Annotated in this window: 13 protein-coding genes and 1 pseudogene; 8 read left to right on the forward strand and 6 right to left on the reverse strand. The window is 59.1% G+C overall.

The window, feature by feature from the left end:
• The first annotated feature begins 10 nt into the window (after positions 1–10).
• The 4 genes from L2I46_RS05245 to L2I46_RS05260 all read left to right on the forward strand — a co-directional run bounded on the left by L2I46_RS05245 (position 11) and on the right by L2I46_RS05260 (position 4,100).
• Positions 11–1,348: a PTS sugar transporter subunit IIC gene (locus L2I46_RS05245; protein WP_023290908.1), complete on the forward strand. Its 1,338-nt coding sequence runs from the start codon at positions 11–13 to the stop codon at positions 1,346–1,348.
• A 7-nt stretch (positions 1,349–1,355) separates the two neighbouring features.
• On the forward strand, positions 1,356–2,783 hold the full coding sequence (locus L2I46_RS05250) for a glycoside hydrolase family 1 protein (RefSeq protein WP_032453983.1): 1,428 nt from the start codon (positions 1,356–1,358) through the stop codon (positions 2,781–2,783).
• Between the two features lie 67 nt (positions 2,784–2,850).
• Positions 2,851–3,624: a GntR family transcriptional regulator gene (locus L2I46_RS05255; RefSeq protein WP_004205433.1), complete on the forward strand. Its 774-nt coding sequence runs from the start codon at positions 2,851–2,853 to the stop codon at positions 3,622–3,624.
• Complete coding sequence (locus L2I46_RS05260; protein ID WP_023290906.1) at positions 3,621–4,100, forward strand: GNAT family N-acetyltransferase; 480 nt, start codon at positions 3,621–3,623, stop codon at positions 4,098–4,100. Before L2I46_RS05255 ends, L2I46_RS05260 begins: the two co-directional genes overlap by 4 nt.
• On the opposite strand, the gene galR is transcribed toward L2I46_RS05260, so the two are convergent.
• A complete protein-coding gene (gene galR / locus L2I46_RS05265; protein WP_002915981.1) occupies positions 4,061–5,077 on the reverse strand; it encodes an HTH-type transcriptional regulator GalR in 1,017 nt (338 codons plus the stop codon). The genes L2I46_RS05260 and galR overlap by 40 nt on opposite strands.
• A gap of 620 nt (positions 5,078–5,697) precedes the next feature.
• Here galR and aas point away from each other — a divergent pair.
• Complete coding sequence (gene aas / locus L2I46_RS05275; RefSeq protein WP_023290905.1) at positions 5,698–7,857, forward strand: bifunctional acyl-ACP--phospholipid O-acyltransferase/long-chain-fatty-acid--ACP ligase; 2,160 nt, start codon at positions 5,698–5,700, stop codon at positions 7,855–7,857.
• Positions 7,850–9,043, forward strand: coding sequence for a lysophospholipid transporter LplT (lplT, locus tag L2I46_RS05280; RefSeq protein WP_023290904.1), 1,194 nt, complete (start codon positions 7,850–7,852; stop codon positions 9,041–9,043). Before aas ends, lplT begins: the two co-directional genes overlap by 8 nt.
• 198 nt (positions 9,044–9,241) lie before the next feature.
• Here the strand turns inward: lplT and L2I46_RS05285 are convergent, their stop codons facing one another.
• The 5 genes and pseudogenes from L2I46_RS05285 to L2I46_RS05305 form a co-directional block, all read right to left on the reverse strand.
• Entirely contained in the window at positions 9,242–10,282 is a 1,041-nt protein-coding gene (locus tag L2I46_RS05285) for an NADP(H)-dependent aldo-keto reductase (RefSeq protein ID WP_072413531.1), read from the reverse strand.
• Between the two features lie 221 nt (positions 10,283–10,503).
• The gene (locus L2I46_RS05290; protein WP_002915974.1) at positions 10,504–10,722 is read right to left on the reverse strand and encodes a YgdI/YgdR family lipoprotein; all 219 of its coding nucleotides are present in this window, start codon (positions 10,720–10,722) and stop codon (positions 10,504–10,506) included.
• A 123-nt stretch (positions 10,723–10,845) separates the two neighbouring features.
• The gene (locus tag L2I46_RS05295; protein ID WP_023290903.1) at positions 10,846–11,559 is read right to left on the reverse strand and encodes a TerC family protein; all 714 of its coding nucleotides are present in this window, start codon (positions 11,557–11,559) and stop codon (positions 10,846–10,848) included.
• Between the two features lie 63 nt (positions 11,560–11,622).
• Positions 11,623–12,318, reverse strand: a complete 696-nt coding sequence (gene mutH / locus L2I46_RS05300) for a DNA mismatch repair endonuclease MutH (RefSeq protein ID WP_032453976.1) — start codon at positions 12,316–12,318, stop codon at positions 11,623–11,625.
• Positions 12,319–12,406: 88 nt separating this feature from the next.
• Positions 12,407–12,547 (reverse strand): annotated as a pseudogene (locus L2I46_RS05305) (hypothetical protein); the annotation flags it as partial.
• 453 nt (positions 12,548–13,000) lie between these two features.
• On the opposite strand from L2I46_RS05305, the gene rppH reads away from it, so the two are divergent.
• Positions 13,001–13,531 (forward strand): RNA pyrophosphohydrolase, encoded by a 531-nt coding sequence (gene rppH, locus L2I46_RS05310; protein WP_004205443.1) that lies wholly within the window; start codon positions 13,001–13,003, stop codon positions 13,529–13,531.
• A gap of 12 nt (positions 13,532–13,543) precedes the next feature.
• Entirely contained in the window at positions 13,544–15,790 is a 2,247-nt protein-coding gene (ptsP, locus tag L2I46_RS05315; RefSeq protein WP_023290901.1) for a phosphoenolpyruvate--protein phosphotransferase, read from the forward strand.
• Positions 15,791–15,966: the final 176 nt, after the last annotated feature.

A 15,966-nucleotide genomic window follows, 5' to 3' on the forward strand; every position in this document is an offset into this window, starting at 1 on the left:
GTACTCTTTTATGGCATTACAGGACAAACTGATCGACGCGCTGGGGCGTTTCGCGACGACATTCAACAGCTATCGCTACATTATGGCGATCAAATCGGCGTTTATTACCCTGATGCCGGTGATCATCGTCGGGGCCTTTTCGGTACTGATCTCCAATATGGTGCTGGATCCAAAGAATGGGCTCGCCAGCTTTTCCTCGCTCTCCTTTCTCGCCGCGCTGAAGCCGATCACCAGCGCGCTGAACTACGCCACGCTCAACTTCCTCAATATCGGCGCCGTGTTTCTGATCGGCATTGAGCTGGGGCGGATCAACGGCATCAAAAGCCTGTTTCCCGGCCTGCTGGCGGTGATCTGCTTTATCTGCGTCACGCCGACCACGGTAGAGATGATGGTCGATGGCCAGATGCACGTGGTGAAAGATGTCCTGCTGCGTCAGTTCTCCGACACCCGCAGCCTGTTCCTCGGGATGTTCATCGCTATTCTGTCGGTCGAGATTTACTGCTGGCTGGAGGGGCGCAAGGGACTGAAGATCAAGATGCCGGATACCGTGCCGCCGAACGTTTCAGCCTCTTTTTCCGCGCTGATCCCGGCGATCATCACCACCACCGCGATCGCCACCTTTGGTTTTCTCTTCCACCAGCTGACGGGAATGTATCTCTACGATGCGGTCTACCAGGTGGTGCAGCAGCCGCTGGAGCGGGTGGTGCAGAGCCTGCCGGGGATCCTGCTGCTGATGTTCGTCGCCCAGCTGTTCTGGGTGATCGGTATTCACGGCAACCAGATGATCAAGCCGATCCGCGAGCCGCTGCTGCTGGGGGCGATCACCGTCAATATGAGCGCCTTTGAGCAGGGGAAAGAGGTACCGAACATCATCACCATGCCCTTCTGGGATGTTTACATGAGCATCGGCGGCTCGGGGCTGACCATCGGCCTGCTGATTGCGGTGATGATCGCCACCAGGCGCAAAGAGATGAAAGAGATCGCCAAGCTGTCGATAGGCCCGGGGCTGTTCAATATTAACGAGCCGGTGATCTTCGGGATGCCGATCATGCTCAACCCGATCCTCGCCATCCCGTTTATCATCACCCCGCTGGTGACCGGCAGCATCGGCTATTTCGCCACCCTGACCGGCTTCGCCGGCAAGGCGGTGGTGATGGTGCCCTGGACCACGCCGCCGCTGATCAACGCCTGGCTCTCCACCGCCGGCTCGATGGGGGCGGTGGTCACCCAGCTGATCTGCATCGTGGCCGCGGTGCTTATCTATCTGCCTTTCGTCAAAATCGCCTCCCGCCGTGCCGATGCCGCGCAGCGTCAGGCAGACAATCAACAGACCGCCAACCCTGTCTGAGGAGCCTATGACTACCGTACGGATGACTATTCCCGATGATTTTATCCTTGGCGCGGCGGCTTCCGCCTGGCAGACCGAGGGCTGGAGCGGGAAAAAACCGGGGCAGGACTCCTGGCCCGATCTCTGGTACAAAAACGACCGTCACGTCTGGCATAACGGCTATGGCCCGGCGGTGGCTACCGATTTTATCAACCGCTTTCAGGAAGATGTGCAGCTGATGAAGCTGGCCGGGCTGACCCACTACCGCACTTCGATCAACTGGTCGCGCTTTCTGACCGACTATGAAAACGTCACGGTGGATGAGGAGTATGCGGCCTATTACGACCAGCTGTTCGATGCGCTGCTGGCCAACGGCATCACGCCGATGATCTGCCTTGAGCATTACGAATTACCGGGCTATCTGCTGGAAAAGTATGGCGGCTGGGGGTCGAAAACGGTGGTCGAGCTGTTTGTGCGCTACGCGGAGCAGGTTTTTGCCCGCTACCACCCGAAGGTGACCCGCTGGTTTACCTTTAATGAGCCGATCGTGGTGCAGACCCGGGTCTATCTTGATGCCCTGCGCTGGCCCTATGAGCAGAACACCAGCACCTGGATGCAGTGGAACTACCATAAGGTGCTGGCGACCGCTTGCGTCGTGAAGCGATTTCGCGAGCTAGGCTATCCCGGGACCGTCGGCTGCATCCTCAATCCGGAGGTGACCTACCCGCGCTCCCACGCCCCGCATGACCTGCGCGCGGCGGAGATCTACGATCTGTTCTACAACCGTATGTTTCTCGACCCGCTGGTGCACGGGGTCTGGCCGCCGGCGCTTCTCGCGCTGCTTGAGCAGCATCAGGTGACGTGGGAGGCCAGCGCGGAGGATCTGGCGATTATCCGCGAGCACACCGTCGATGAGCTGGGGATTAACCTTTACTATCCGCACCGGGTCAAAGCCCCGTCGCGGGCCTGGCATCCGCATACCCCGTTCCATCCGGCCTGGTATTATGAGCCGTTTGAGCTGCCCGGCCGGCGGATGAACGCCTCCCGCGGCTGGGAAATCTACCCGCAAATCATCTTTGATATGGCGATGCGGATAAAAAATGACTATCGCAACATTCCCTGGTTCGTGGCGGAGAGCGGGATGGGGGTGGAAAACGAAGGCCAGTTCCGTAACCGCGAAGGCGCCATTGACGACAGCTACCGCATTCGTTTTATCAGCGAACATCTGTGGCACACCCTGCGCGCCCGCGAGGCAGGGGCCAACTGCCAGGGCTATATGCTGTGGGCGTTTACCGACAACGTGTCGCCGATGAACGCCTTTAAAAACCGCTACGGGCTTATCGAAATCGACCTGCAAAACCATCGCGCCCGGCGACCCAAAGCCTCGGCGCACTGGTTTCGTCAGCTCGGCGAACGGCGTGAGCTGGTGCTGGATATCGATGATGAATACCGCTAGCCGGGGGCAATATTTGCTAAGATAGCGCCGTGTTTGACTCGCAGGCATGTAACGCACAGGTGATTTTGTGGAAAAAGCGATAATTCCGCCGGAAAAGAAGCCCTATCAGGAGATTGGTGATGACCTGCGCGCCCAGATCGCGCAGGGGCGCTACCCGGTCGGGTCGCGCTTGCCGCCGGAACGCCATATTGCCGAAACCTATGGCGTCAGCCGGACCATCGTGCGCGAAGCGCTGCTGATGCTGGAGCTGCAGGGGACGGTGGATATCCGTCAGGGATCCGGGGTGTACGTCATGCGTATCCCGCACGAAAACGACAGCGAAGAAGAGCAGCTGCTCAGCAGCGACGTTGGTCCGTTTGAAATTCTCCAGGCGCGCCAGCTGCTGGAGAGCAATATCGCCGCCTTTGCCGCGAAAATGGCCACCCGCGCCGATATCGATAATCTGAAGCGGATTATCGAGCAGGAGCAGCGGGCAATCGCCCTCAACGACACCGCCCAGGATAACGCTCGTCTGTTCCATCTGGTGCTGGCCGGGGCGACGCAGAACCAGATGCTGTTAGCGACGGTGGAGCGGATCTGGCTGCAGATGGACAGCAGCCCGCTGTGGCAGCAGTTTAATGTGCATATTGCCAGCCGCGCCTGGCGGCTGAAGTGGCTCGGCGACCGGCAGACCCTGCTTGCCGCGCTGCGGCGTCGCGATGTGATGGGCGCCTGGCAGGCGATGTGGCAGCATCTGGAAAACGTTAAAAACAGTCTGCTGGAGCTGTCCGATGAAGACGCCCCGGACTTTGACGGCTATCTGTTCGACTCGGTGCCGATTTTTCAGGGGAAGCTGGTATGACGATCCTGCCGCTGTACGCCGCGCCGCAGTTCGCCCGGGAGGTGACCGACTGGCTGTGGCAGGCCTTTGGCGGCGAGGCGCTGCCGCGGGAGTTTTTCGCCAGCATTGTGCAGCATAGCCAGACGGCGGAGGCGCTGCCGCTGACCTTTATTGCCGTGGAAGGGGAGCAACTGCTGGGAACGATTGGCCTCTGGCGCTGCGATTTGATCAGCCGCCAGGATCTGTTTCCCTGGCTGGCGGCGCTGTACGTCGCGCCCGCCGCTCGCGGTCAGGGGCTGGCCGGACAACTGCAGCGGCATGTGATCGATTATGCCCGCCGCGCGGGCTATCGGGAGCTTTATCTCTACTCCGCCTGCCGCGATTTTTATGAACGCTTCGGCTGGCGCTACATCGGCGAGGGGCTGGATTACCCGGCCACCGCCGTGCATCTCTATCGCTACGACTTATCGCCTTCCTGCGGGGCCACCACCGAATGACGGCGCACCAGCGTCGGGCTGAACAGGTGGGTGATCTCCGGCGCCGGGCGCTGCTCCGCCAGGGCTAAGGCCAGCTCGGCCGCCTGGGTCGCCATCGTGACGATCGGGTAGCGGACGGTGGTCAGCCGCGGGCGAACATAGCGCGAAATCAGGACATCGTCGAAGCCGATCAGCGAAATTTCCCGCGGGACGTCGATGCCGTTGTCGTTCAGCACCCCCATCGCGCCGGCGGCCATCGAGTCGTTATAGCAGGCGACGGCGCTAAAGTGGCGGCCGCGGCCAAGCAGTTCGGTCATCGCCTGTTCGCCGCCGCTTTCATCCGGCTCGGCGAACGTGACCAGCCGGTCGTTGCACGGCAGGCCGCTCTCCTCCAGCGCCGCGTAGTACCCCTGCAGGCGATCTTCCGCATCAGAGATATCGTGGTTTGAGCACAGGTAGCCGATACGCGTGTGCCCCTGCTGGATCAGATGGCGGGTCGCCAGCCAGGCGCCGTAGCGATCGTCCAGCGCCACGCAGCGCGTTTCATATCCGGGCAGGATGCGGTTGATCAGCACCATGCCGGGGATCTGCTTCATCAGCCCGGCGAGTTCCTCATCGGGGATCATTTTGGCATGCACCACCAGCGCCGCGCAGCGGTGACGGATCAGCTGCTCTATCGCCTGGCGCTCCTTCTGCACGTTGTGGTAGCCATTGCCAATCAGCAAAAAGTTGCCGGTGCGATAGGCCACCTGTTCGACGGCTTTGACCATCGCGCCGAAGAAGGGGTCGGAGACATCGCCCACCACCAGGCCGACGGTTTCCGTGGACTGCTGGGCCAGCGCCCGGGCGTTCGCGTTGGGGTGATAGTTGAGGGTTTCCATCGCCGCGCCCACGGACTGACGCGAGGCTTCGCTGGCTTTGGGAGAGTTGTTGATGACGCGGGAGACGGTAGCGACGGAGACTCCTGCGAGTCGGGCTACATCCTTAATTGTCGCCATACCATGCCTTTTATAGGGTAAGCGTTTACATACTGCTATGTTACGGGAAAGAGCGGCAGATTCAAGGCGCGGCGGCGAAGGAATGGCGCAAATGTGATTCAGAGCGGGCTTATCGGTGACCTGTTTACATTGACGCTATCAGTAATTGAAACCGGCTCGGGGAAATACAAACCTTTGCTTACACTTTGCGATGCGCTGTTGCGAATGTTCGCTGGTTTGTCCGCCGAGCAGGTTGATATTCTGGCTATCCCAGAGGTATTGATAGGTGGAGTCAACGTCATGTTGACCACTTTACTTACACCAGCCTGCGCAGATGCGCAGGTTTTTTTTTGCCCGTCGCCGGCGTTGTTACAGATAGCGAAAATCGTAATAACTGGTTGCACTTAGGCTCACTCCCTTGCGTTTTCCCGCTGGCCCGAACCGGGCGAAAAACGCGACAATCGAGATCCCAGAGGTATTGATAGGTGAGTTTCTCAGGTACGCTCTTCGTACTGGACGTCTTACACCAGCCTGCGCGGATGCGCAGGTTTTTTTTATTCTGAAAATCCCCCCGCTGCACTGCTTTCCCACGCCTTCTCGTGTAACCTGCTTTGACTCATCACCGGTCACATGGAGTTGTTATGCTATTGGGATTTTTCAGACTGCTGTTCAAGGGGTTATACCGGGTCAGACTGACCGGCGACACGCAGGCTTTGCACCAGCAAAAAGTCTTAATTACCCCGAACCACGTCTCGTTCCTCGACGGCATTCTGCTGGCGCTGTTTTTGCCGGTCCGACCGGTTTTTGCCGTCTATACCTCAATCAGCCAGCGCTGGTTTATGCGCGCGCTGACGCCGATTATCGATTTTGTGCCGCTGGACCCGACCAAACCGATGTCGATCAAACATCTGGTGCGCCTGATTGAACAGGGGCGGCCGGTGGTCATCTTCCCGGAAGGGCGAATTTCGGTCAGCGGCTCGCTGATGAAAATTTATGACGGCGCCGCCTTTGTCGCCGCCAAATCGCAGGCGACCATCGTGCCGCTGCGCATTGAAGGCGCTGAATTGACGCCCTTCAGCCGGCTGAAGGGGCTGGTGAAACGTCGCCTGTTCCCGCGTATTCAGCTGCATCTGCTGCCGCCCACCCATCTGCCGATGCCTGAGGCGCCGCGCGCCCGCGACCGGCGCAAAATCGCCGGAGAAATGCTGCATCAGATCATGATGGAAGCCCGGATGGCGGTGCGTCCGCGGGAAACCCTGTATGAGTCGCTGCTGGCGGCGCAGGACCGCTTCGGCGCGCGCAAACCCTGCGTGGAGGATATCAACTTCCAGCCGGATACCTATCGCAAGCTGCTGACCAAAACCCTGTTTGTCGCCCGCATTCTGGAAAAATACAGCCAGCAGGGCGAGAAGATCGGCCTGATGCTGCCCAACGCCGGCATCAGCGCGGCGGTGATTTTCGGCGCGATCGCCCGCGGGCGCATTCCGGCGATGATGAACTATACCGCCGGGGTGAAAGGGCTCAGCAGCGCCATCGCCGCCGCGGAACTCAACACCATTTTTACCTCGCGCACCTTTCTCGATAAAGGCAAGCTCTGGCACCTGCCGGAGCAGCTGACCCAGGTGCGCTGGGTGTTCCTGGAAGATCTCAAAGGCGATATCACCCCTGCGGACAAACTGTGGATTTTCGGCCATCTGCTGGCGCCGCGTCTGGCGCAGGTTAAGCAGCAGCCGGAAGACGCGGCGATGATCCTCTTCACCTCCGGCTCGGAGGGCAATCCGAAAGGGGTGGTGCACAGCCATAAAAGTCTGCTGGCCAACGTCGAGCAGATCAAAACCATTGCCGACTTTACCGCTAATGACCGCTTTATGTCGGCGCTGCCGCTGTTCCACTCCTTTGGCCTCACCGTCGGTCTGCTGACGCCGCTGCTTACCGGCGCGGAGGTGTTTCTCTATCCCAGCCCGCTGCACTATCGCGTGGTGCCGGAGCTGGTCTACGATCGCAACTGCACAGTGCTGTTCGGCACCTCGACCTTCCTCGCCAACTATGCCCGCTTCGCTAACCCCTATGATTTCTATCGTCTGCGCTATGTGGTCGCCGGGGCGGAGAAGCTGCAGGAGAGCACCAAACAGCTGTGGCAGGATAAATTCGGCCTGCGCATTCTCGAAGGCTATGGCGTGACCGAGTGCGCCCCGGTGGTCTCGATCAACGTGCCCATGGCGGCGAAGGTCGGCACCGTGGGGCGTATCCTGCCGGGGATGGACGCCCGCCTGCTGGCGATGCCTGGCATTGAGCAAGGGGGGCGGCTGCAGCTTAAAGGGCCGAACATTATGAAAGGCTACCTGCGGGTGGAAAATCCCGGGGTGCTGGAAGCGCCGACGGCGGAAAATCAGCACGGCGAAAAGGAAGCGGGTTGGTATGACACCGGCGATATCGTCACCTTCGACGAGCAGGGCTATGTCCGCATCCAGGGCCGCGCGAAGCGCTTCGCCAAAATCGCTGGCGAAATGATCTCTCTTGAGATGGTGGAGCAGGTGGCCCTCGGCGCGTCGCCGGACAAAATGCACGCCACGGCGATTAAACAGGACGCCAGCAAAGGCGAGGCGCTGGTGCTGTTTACCACCGATAATGAACTGACTCGCGAAGCCCTGCTGCGCTACGCTCGCCAGCACGGCGTACCGGAGCTGGCGGTGCCGCGCGATATACGCTGGCTGAAACAGCTGCCGGTGCTCGGCAGCGGCAAGCCAGACTATGTCACCCTGAAAAACATGGTCGACGAGGCGGAAACAACCCATGAGTGAGTCAGTGCATACTAACCCTTCGCTGTATTCGAAAGGGATGATGGCGGTGATCTGCGCCCAGTTCCTGTCGGCCTTCGGCGACAATGCGCTTCTCTTCGCCACCCTGGCGCTGATGAAGCAGCTTTATTATCCGGAGTGGAGCCAGCCGGTCCTGCAGATGTTGTTTGTGGGCGCTTACATCCTGTTTGCCCCCTTTGTCGGCCAGTTCGCCGACAGCTTTGCCAAAGGCCGGGTGATGATGGTGGCCAACGGCCTGAAGCTGCTCGGCGCCGGCTGTATCTGCTTCGGCGTTAATCCGTTTATCGGCTATACGCTGGTGGGGATTGGCGCCGCCGCCTATTCGCCGGCCAAGTATGGCATTCTCGGCGAACTGACCACCGGCGATAAGTTAGTGAAGGCTAACGGACTGATGGAGTCCTCGACCATCGCGGCGATCCTGCTGGGCTCCATGGCCGGCGGGATCCTCGCCGACTGGCACGTGCTGGCGGCGCTGATCGTCTGCGCGCTGGTCTACGGCGGGGCGGTGGTGGCTAACCTGTGGATACCCAGGCTGCCGGCGGCGCGTCCGGGGCAGTCATGGCGTTTTAAGCCGATGACGCACAGCTTCTTCAGCGCCTGCCGCACGCTGTGGCGCAACGGCGAAACCCGCTTTTCGCTGATGGGCACCAGCCTGTTCTGGGGCGCTGGCGTGACCCTGCGCTTCCTGCTGGTGATCTGGGTGCCGGTAGCGCTGGGCATTACCAGCAACGCCATGCCCACCTATCTTAATGCGATGGTGGCGGTGGGGATTGTGCTGGGGGCCGGGGCGGCGGCGAAGCTGGTGACTCTGGAGACGGTGTCGCGCTGTATGCCGGCCGGGATATTGATCGGTATTGCGGTAATGGCGTTTGCGGTGCAGCAGTCGCTGCTGCCGGCGTTCGGACTGCTACTGCTGCTCGGGGTGTTCGGCGGCTTCTTTATCGTGCCGCTGAATGCGCTGCTGCAGGAGCGCGGGAAACACTCGGTCGGGGCGGGTAACGCGATTGCGGTACAGAACCTGGGCGAAAACGTGGCGATGCTGCTGATGCTGGGGCTCTATTCCCTGGCGGTGAGCGTGGGCGTTCCGCCGGTCGCCGTGGGGATAGGTTTTGGCGCGGTGTTTGCCGTGGCCATCGCCGCGCTGTGGGTCTGGGGGCGGCGTAAATAACTTCTCGTCGCGGTTGACTCGAAATCGTAACCCCTGCCAGGCGCGCGGGCAGAGGGAAACCCCGGGTTGCGGCTTACGCCTGACCCGGGCTACCGCGGCTGCTGAGGTGGCTACCCGACCTGGGTAGCGAAGGCCCGGTAAGGCGTAGCCGCCACCGGGCAACAACGCGACGCCAGAAGCCGGCGTCGACAGGTCATGCTACGGAGCCGGGTAGGTATAAACCTGATGCACCGCTTCAATCTCCGCTAATACCTCTTCGCTCAGCTCAAGCTGTAAACTTTCCACGTTGGCCTGCAGCTGCGCCATGGTCGTCGCCCCCAGCAGGGTGCTGGCGACAAACGGCTGCCGACGCACAAAGGCCAGCGCCATTTGCGCCGGATCGAGGCCGTGGCGTTTGGCGATATCCACATACGCCGCCACCGCTTTCTGCGACTGCTCGCTGCTGTAGCGCGTAAAGCGGCTGAACAGCGTATTGCGCGCCCCCGCCGGCTTCGCGCCGTTGAGGTACTTCCCGGTCAGGGTGCCGAAAGCCAGGCAGGAGTAGGCCAGCAGCTCCACGCCTTCGAACTGGCTCACTTCCGCCAGGCCGACTTCAAAGCTGCGGTTCAGCAGGCTGTAGGGGTTCTGAATGGTCACGATTCGCGGCAGGTCGTGCTTATCCGCCAGGTGCAGATAACGCATCACGCCGAAGGCGGTTTCGTTCGACACGCCGATGTAGCGGATCTTGCCGGCGCGCTGGAACTCGGTCAGCGCCTCGAGGGTATCCAGCAGGGTCACCGCGGGGGCGGAGTCGGCCCAGGTGTAGCCCAGCTTGCCAAAGCAGTTGGTGGGGCGCTGCGGCCAGTGTACCTGGTACAGGTCGAGATAATCGGTCTGCAGACGCTTCAGACTGGCGTGCAGCGCCTCGCGGATATTTTTCCGGTCCAGGACGTGGTTTGGTCGAATACTGCTGTCGTTATTACGCGCGGGCCCGCTGACCTTCGAGGCGAGCACCAGCTTTTCGCGATTGCCGCGTTTCGCCAGCCAGTTGCCGACGTAGGTTTCGGTCAGCCCCTGAGTTTCCGGGCGCGGCGGGACAGGGTACATTTCAGCGACATCGATCAGATTGATGCCGTTGGCGACCGCATAGTCGAGCTGCTGATGGGCATCGGCCTCGCTGTTCTGCTCGCCAAAGGTCATGGTTCCCAGCCCGAGGGTGCTGATTTCAAGTGAACTGTGTGGGATACGGTGATACTGCATAGCCAGCTTCCTTTTTATTTATAAGGTCAGGCATTCCCCGACAAAGGAGTATCAACATGGCAGAGGGTGAGAAAAAGAGGAAGTAAAAAAATCAAAAAAGCCGGGTGACGAGGAGGAGCGGTGGGTGAAATCCGCGGTGTCCTGGTGTGTCCCGACTCTTCTCAGAAGACTGGTTGTCGGTAAGCGCAGCGTCAACAGAGGCTGGGGCCGACGGGGAAAAATTAACGCTTAATGATTTGTGAAACGTCGTCACGATTGATCTGCATTTTATTACCCTGCTGATCTTCGTAGCTGATAAGACCGGTATCGTCATCCACGGTGGGTTTACCGTCGGTCAGGATCATTCGCCCATCTTTGGTCGCCATGACGTAATCGCTGCTGCAACCGGAAACCGAGAACGCCAGTCCTACGGCGGAAATCAATACTGCCCATTTTTTCATCGTCATCACCTCTTGAGTAGCTGCACCCCATACCTGTCTATTAATAGCCTGATTTGTGAGACATAAAAAGCAGTAAAGTCTGAAAAAGGGTTGCAGCCTGTGACCAGGCTGCAATTTTGTGGTTTACAGCGGGTTTTTCTTATTGCGCAGCAGGTTAAGGCTCTCCACCGCAATAGAGAAGAACATCGCGAAGTAGATGTATCCCTTCGGCACATGGACGTCGAAACTTTCCAGCATCAGGGTAAAGCCGACGAGGATCAGAAACGACAGCGCCAGCATTTTCACCGACGGATGACGGTCAACAAAATCGCCGATAGGTCGCGCGGCGAACATCATGACCCCCACCGCAATCACAACCGCCGCCATCATAATAAACAGATGATCCGACAGGCCGACGGCGGTGATCACCGAGTCGAGGCTAAAGATGATGTCCAGCAGCATGATCTGCACGATGGCGCCGAGGAAGGAGTGAACGTTAGTTTTCAGCCCCTCCTCTTCGCCTTCGATAGATTCATGGATCTCTTTACTGGCTTTCCAGATAAGGAACAGTCCGCCAAACAGCAAGATCAGATCGCGAAACGAAATCTCCTGACCGAGGACGGTAAAGAGCGGGTTGGTCAGCTTAACGACCCAGGCGATAGAGGCCAGCAGCGCCAGGCGCATGACCATCGCCCCCATTAAACCGATCCGTCGCGCGTGGGCGCGCTGGGCGGTGGGGAGCTTGGCCACAACCAGAGAGAGAAAAATAATATTATCGATCCCGAGCACGATCTCCAGCAGCGTCAAGGTGCCCAGCGCCAGCCAGGCGTTAGGATCGGTTATCCATGCAAATAACATTGTTCAAAGTCCTGCAAAATAGAAAGCAGCAATTATATGCAAGCCCCAACGCAGAACAAAAAATTAATCGTGTTGTAACAAGAAATGGCGGGCGAGCAGGGCGGCGGTAAAATTCTTTTTCAGGTAGAAGCCGCGCGGCAGCGTGAGGATCGTCTCCCCGCGGGCGCCGATGGCTTCGGTCAACGCCTTGCTGTTGGCCGCTTTCGGTCTTAGCTGCAGCACCTCGCCGTGGCGGGCGGTAATGCGCTCCACCTCACCGAGGACAATAAGATCCATCAGCTCTTCCCAGTCCATGCGCAGCTGGCGCTCCTCTTCTTCATCCGGACTCCACAGCAGCGGTGCGCCGACGCGCCGCGCCGCCAGAGGAATGGTGCGCTCTCCCTCCACAGGGATCCACAGGACTCGCTGCAGCTTATGCCGCACATGACTGCTCTCCCAGGTGACGCCGCTATTGCCAGTTAACGGGGCGACGCAGACAAAAGTCGTCTCCAGCGGACGGCCCCGGCTGTCGATAGGGATCGTTTTGAGCTCCACCCCCAGCGCGGCGAAATCCTGCTCGGGTTTACTGCCCGCGCTGGCCCCCAGCCACAGCTCCAGCAGGATGCCCGTCCAGCCTTTATCACGTTTCAGATCGCGGGGAATGGGGATCCCGGCCAGCGCCGCCAGCTCACCCAGCGTATAGCCGGCCAGCTGGCGGGCCTGGGCCAATAGCTGTTCCTGACTTTGCGGCGGAGAGGAGAGCGGAGCGATAGCGGGCATAGGGCGACACCTTTGGTTAAAAAATGAGCGCTAATTTTGCGCGTTGTGGATAGAGTTTATCGTTTTCTGAGTAACTATACCAATTCCATGATTTATATGATTTTTTAAGGTCATTACGCGGCAGGTGAAAACCATGAAAACAGGTTTTCCAGAACTGGTCACTGACAATAAACAGGATCTTACACCATGTTATCCACAGAAAAGTGGGATAACTGGGGAAAAGACCCACTACTGGTTCGATTTACAGCCTTGACGTGCGACGAAAATCGAATTTTTAGAGAAAATATGCCCGCGACCTGCGCGTAATCTGTGGATAAAATCGACATTGCTCGATCTTTCATCAGTCGGCGGATCGCATGTGTGATGATCGTCACGTTATGCTGTAATAAGTGAAAGGAATATATTCTAACTTAATGAATATGCTATCATTATTATAAGGTGCTAGCAGTGCGATGTTCAGATTACTCCGGGTTTTCCCGGGTTAATTCCGTACTTCTTCACAACTCTATCCACAGAAAAAGTGAATAAAATCGGACGTCGGGCGCTTTCGCTGTTTATAACTCTGGCAATTACTGTGAGTTATTCAAATGTTATCCGTTCTCAGTGTGCGAACAGAGTGGTTTACCGTTTCCGACGAGTGTGAAACAATCATTCACATTGAAGCTTATCTTGAGGTAGTCCGGTGATTGATGACGATGGCTACCGCCCAAATGTCGGTATTGTAATCTGTAATCGTCAGGGCCAGGTCATGTGGGCCCGACGCTATGGTCAGCACTCGTGGCAGTTCCCGCAAGGGGGCATAAATCCAGGAGAATCCGCAGAGCAGGCGATGTATCGGGAATTGTTTGAAGAGGTCGGGTTAAGCCGTAAAGATGTGCGGATCCTTGCCTCAACCCGTAACTGGCTGCGTTACAAGTTGCCTAAACGTTTGGTGCGTTGGGACACAAAGCCGGTTTGTATCGGCCAGAAACAAAAGTGGTTTCTTTTGCAGTTGATCGGTAACGACGCGGACATCAATATGCAAACCAGCAGCACACCTGAATTTGATGGCTGGCGCTGGGTGAGTTACTGGTACCCGGTGCGTCAGGTGGTGTCGTTCAAACGCGACGTCTACCGCCGGGTGATGAAAGAGTTCGCCAGCGTCACTATGTCGCTGGCGGAGAGCGCACCTAAGCCGCAAAGCGCGCCTGCTTATCGACGTAAAAGAGGTTAAGCCACGCACATTATGCTCACTCGGTTGCGAGAAATAGTCGAGAAGGTCGCGAGTGCGCCGCGTTTAAACGAGGCGCTGGATATTCTGGTGACGGATGTCTGCCAGGCGATGGAGACGGAAGTTTGCTCGGTTTACCTGGCTGACAATGATCGACGCTGCTATTACCTGATGGCTACCCGCGGGTTAAAAAAACCTCGCGGGCGCACCGTTGCGCTGGCGTTCGATGAAGGCCTGGTGGGGCTGGTTGGCCGCCTGGCGGAGCCCATCAACCTCGCCGATGCGCAAAAACACCCCAGCTTCAAGTATATTCCCGCCGTCAAAGAGGACCGCTTCCGCGCCTTCCTTGGCGTGCCGATCATCCAGCGCCGCCAGCTGTTGGGCGTGCTGGTGGTTCAGCAGCGTGAGCTGCGCCAGTTTGATGAAAGCGAAGAGTCTTTCCTCGTCACCCTCGCCACCCAGATGGCGGCGATCCTCTCCCAGTCCCAGCTGAACGCCCTGTTCGGCCAGTATCGTCAGACGCGCATTCGCGCTCTGCCGGCCTCTTCCGGGGTGGCGATTGCCGAGGGCTGGATGGACGTCAGCCTGCCGCTGATGGAGCAGGTGTATGAAGCCTCGACGCTGGACACCGCCTCGGAACGTGAACGCCTGACCGGCGCGCTGGAAGAAGCGGCCAACGAGTTTCGTCGCTACAGCAAACGCTACGCCGCCGGCGCGCAAAAAGAGACGGCGGCGATCTTCGATCTCTACTCGCACCTGCTCTCCGACGCCCGCCTGCGTCGCGAGCTCTTTGCCGAAGTCGACAAAGGCGCCGTCGCCGAGTGGGCGGTCAAAAAGATCATCGAGAAGTTCGCCGAACAGTTTGCCGCGCTGAGCGACGGCTATCTGAAAGAGCGGGCCGGCGACCTGCGCACGCTGGGTCAGCGTCTGCTGTTCCATCTCGACGACAGTATTCAGGGACCTAACACCTGGCCGGCGCGCATTATCCTCGTGGCGGACGAGCTGTCGGCCACCACCCTCGCCGAGGTGCCGCAGGATCGTCTGGCCGGCGTGGTGGTGCGCGATGGCGCTGCCAACTCCCATGCCGCCATTATGGTGCGGGCCCTTGGCATCCCAACGGTGATGGGCGCCGATATTCAGCCCTCGCTGCTGCATGGCCATACGCTGATTGTCGATGGCTATCGCGGTGAGCTGCTGGTGGATCCTGAACCTGTTCTGTTGCAGGAATATCAGCGGCTTATCAGCGAAGAGAACGAGCTCAGCCGCCTGGCGGAGGACGATCTCCAGCGCGCATCGGAGCTGAAAAGCGGCGAACGGGTGAAAGTCATGCTCAACGCCGGCTTAAGCCCGGAGCACGAAGAGAAGCTCGGCAGCTTTGTTGACGGTATTGGTCTGTACCGTACCGAAATTCCTTTTATGCTGCAGAGCGGCTTCCCCTCAGAAGAGGAGCAGGTCGCCCAGTATCAGGGCATGCTGCAGATGTTTAACAGCAAACCGGTGACCCTGCGTACTCTGGACATCGGCGCGGATAAACAGCTGCCGTACATGCCGATCAGTGAAGAGAATCCGTGCCTTGGCTGGCGCGGGATCCGCATCACCCTCGATCAGCCGGAGATCTTTTTGATCCAGGTGCGAGCGATGCTGCGCGCCAACGCCGCCACCGGCAACCTCAGCATTTTGCTGCCGATGGTGACCAGTCTGGAAGAGGTCGATGAGGCCCGTCGGCTGATCGACCGCGCCAGCCGGGAAGTGGAAGAGATGATCGGCTACGCCATCCCGCGTCCGCGTCTGGGGGTGATGCTGGAGGTGCCGTCGATGGTCTTTATGCTGCCGCAGCTGGCCAGCCGGATCGATTTTATCTCGGTAGGCACGAACGACCTGACCCAGTACCTGCTGGCCGTCGACCGTAACAATACCCGGGTCGCCAGCATGTATGACAGCCTGCATCCTGCGGTATTGCGGGCGCTGGCGATGATCGCCCATGACGCGGAGCGCTTTGGCATCGATCTGCGACTGTGCGGCGAGATGGCAGGCGACCCGATGTGCGTGACGATCCTCATCGGTCTCGGTTATCGCCATCTGTCGATGAACGGCCGCTCGGTGGCGAGGGTGAAATATCTGCTGCGCCGCATCGATATCGAAGAGGCGCAGGAGCTGTCGCGTCGCAGCCTCGAAGCCCAGATGACCGCCGAGGTGCGCCATCAGGTGGCGGCCTTTATGGAGCGGCGCGGTCTCGGCGGCCTGATCCGCGGCGGGCGGTAGCGGTAGCCCGGGTGAGGCGTAAGCCGTAACCCGGGAATCCTCTGTTCGCACCCTCCGGCAAAATAGGATACCACCGGGAAAACGGCATTCTGTTAGCATCCGTATACATATCTTTTACACGCCGGCGCGGATCGCACACCTGGCTTATGCTATGATTCGCCTCCTTCGGCGTGCCC

Source organism: Klebsiella sp. 2019SCSN059, assembly GCF_021739525.1.
In the GTDB taxonomy this organism is placed as follows: Bacteria; Pseudomonadota; Gammaproteobacteria; order Enterobacterales; family Enterobacteriaceae; genus Klebsiella; species Klebsiella quasipneumoniae.

Excerpts from the sequence above, each read along its gene's own strand:
- L2I46_RS05245 (WP_023290908.1), top strand. The coding sequence starts at position 11 with ATGGCATTACAGGACAAACTGATCGACGCGCTGGGGCGTTTCGCGACG.
- L2I46_RS05250 (WP_032453983.1), top strand. The coding sequence starts at position 1,356 with ATGACTACCGTACGGATGACTATTCCCGATGATTTTATCCTTGGCGCG.
- L2I46_RS05260 (WP_023290906.1), top strand. The coding sequence starts at position 3,621 with ATGACGATCCTGCCGCTGTACGCCGCGCCGCAGTTCGCCCGGGAGGTG.
- galR (WP_002915981.1), bottom strand. The coding sequence starts at position 5,077 with ATGGCGACAATTAAGGATGTAGCCCGACTCGCAGGAGTCTCCGTCGCT.
- aas (WP_023290905.1), top strand. The coding sequence starts at position 5,698 with ATGCTATTGGGATTTTTCAGACTGCTGTTCAAGGGGTTATACCGGGTC.
- lplT (WP_023290904.1), top strand. The coding sequence starts at position 7,850 with ATGAGTGAGTCAGTGCATACTAACCCTTCGCTGTATTCGAAAGGGATG.
- L2I46_RS05285 (WP_072413531.1), bottom strand. The coding sequence starts at position 10,282 with ATGCAGTATCACCGTATCCCACACAGTTCACTTGAAATCAGCACCCTC.
- L2I46_RS05290 (WP_002915974.1), bottom strand. The coding sequence starts at position 10,722 with ATGAAAAAATGGGCAGTATTGATTTCCGCCGTAGGACTGGCGTTCTCG.
- L2I46_RS05295 (WP_023290903.1), bottom strand. The coding sequence starts at position 11,559 with ATGTTATTTGCATGGATAACCGATCCTAACGCCTGGCTGGCGCTGGGC.
- mutH (WP_032453976.1), bottom strand. The coding sequence starts at position 12,318 with ATGCCCGCTATCGCTCCGCTCTCCTCTCCGCCGCAAAGTCAGGAACAG.
- ptsP (WP_023290901.1), top strand. The coding sequence starts at position 13,544 with ATGCTCACTCGGTTGCGAGAAATAGTCGAGAAGGTCGCGAGTGCGCCG.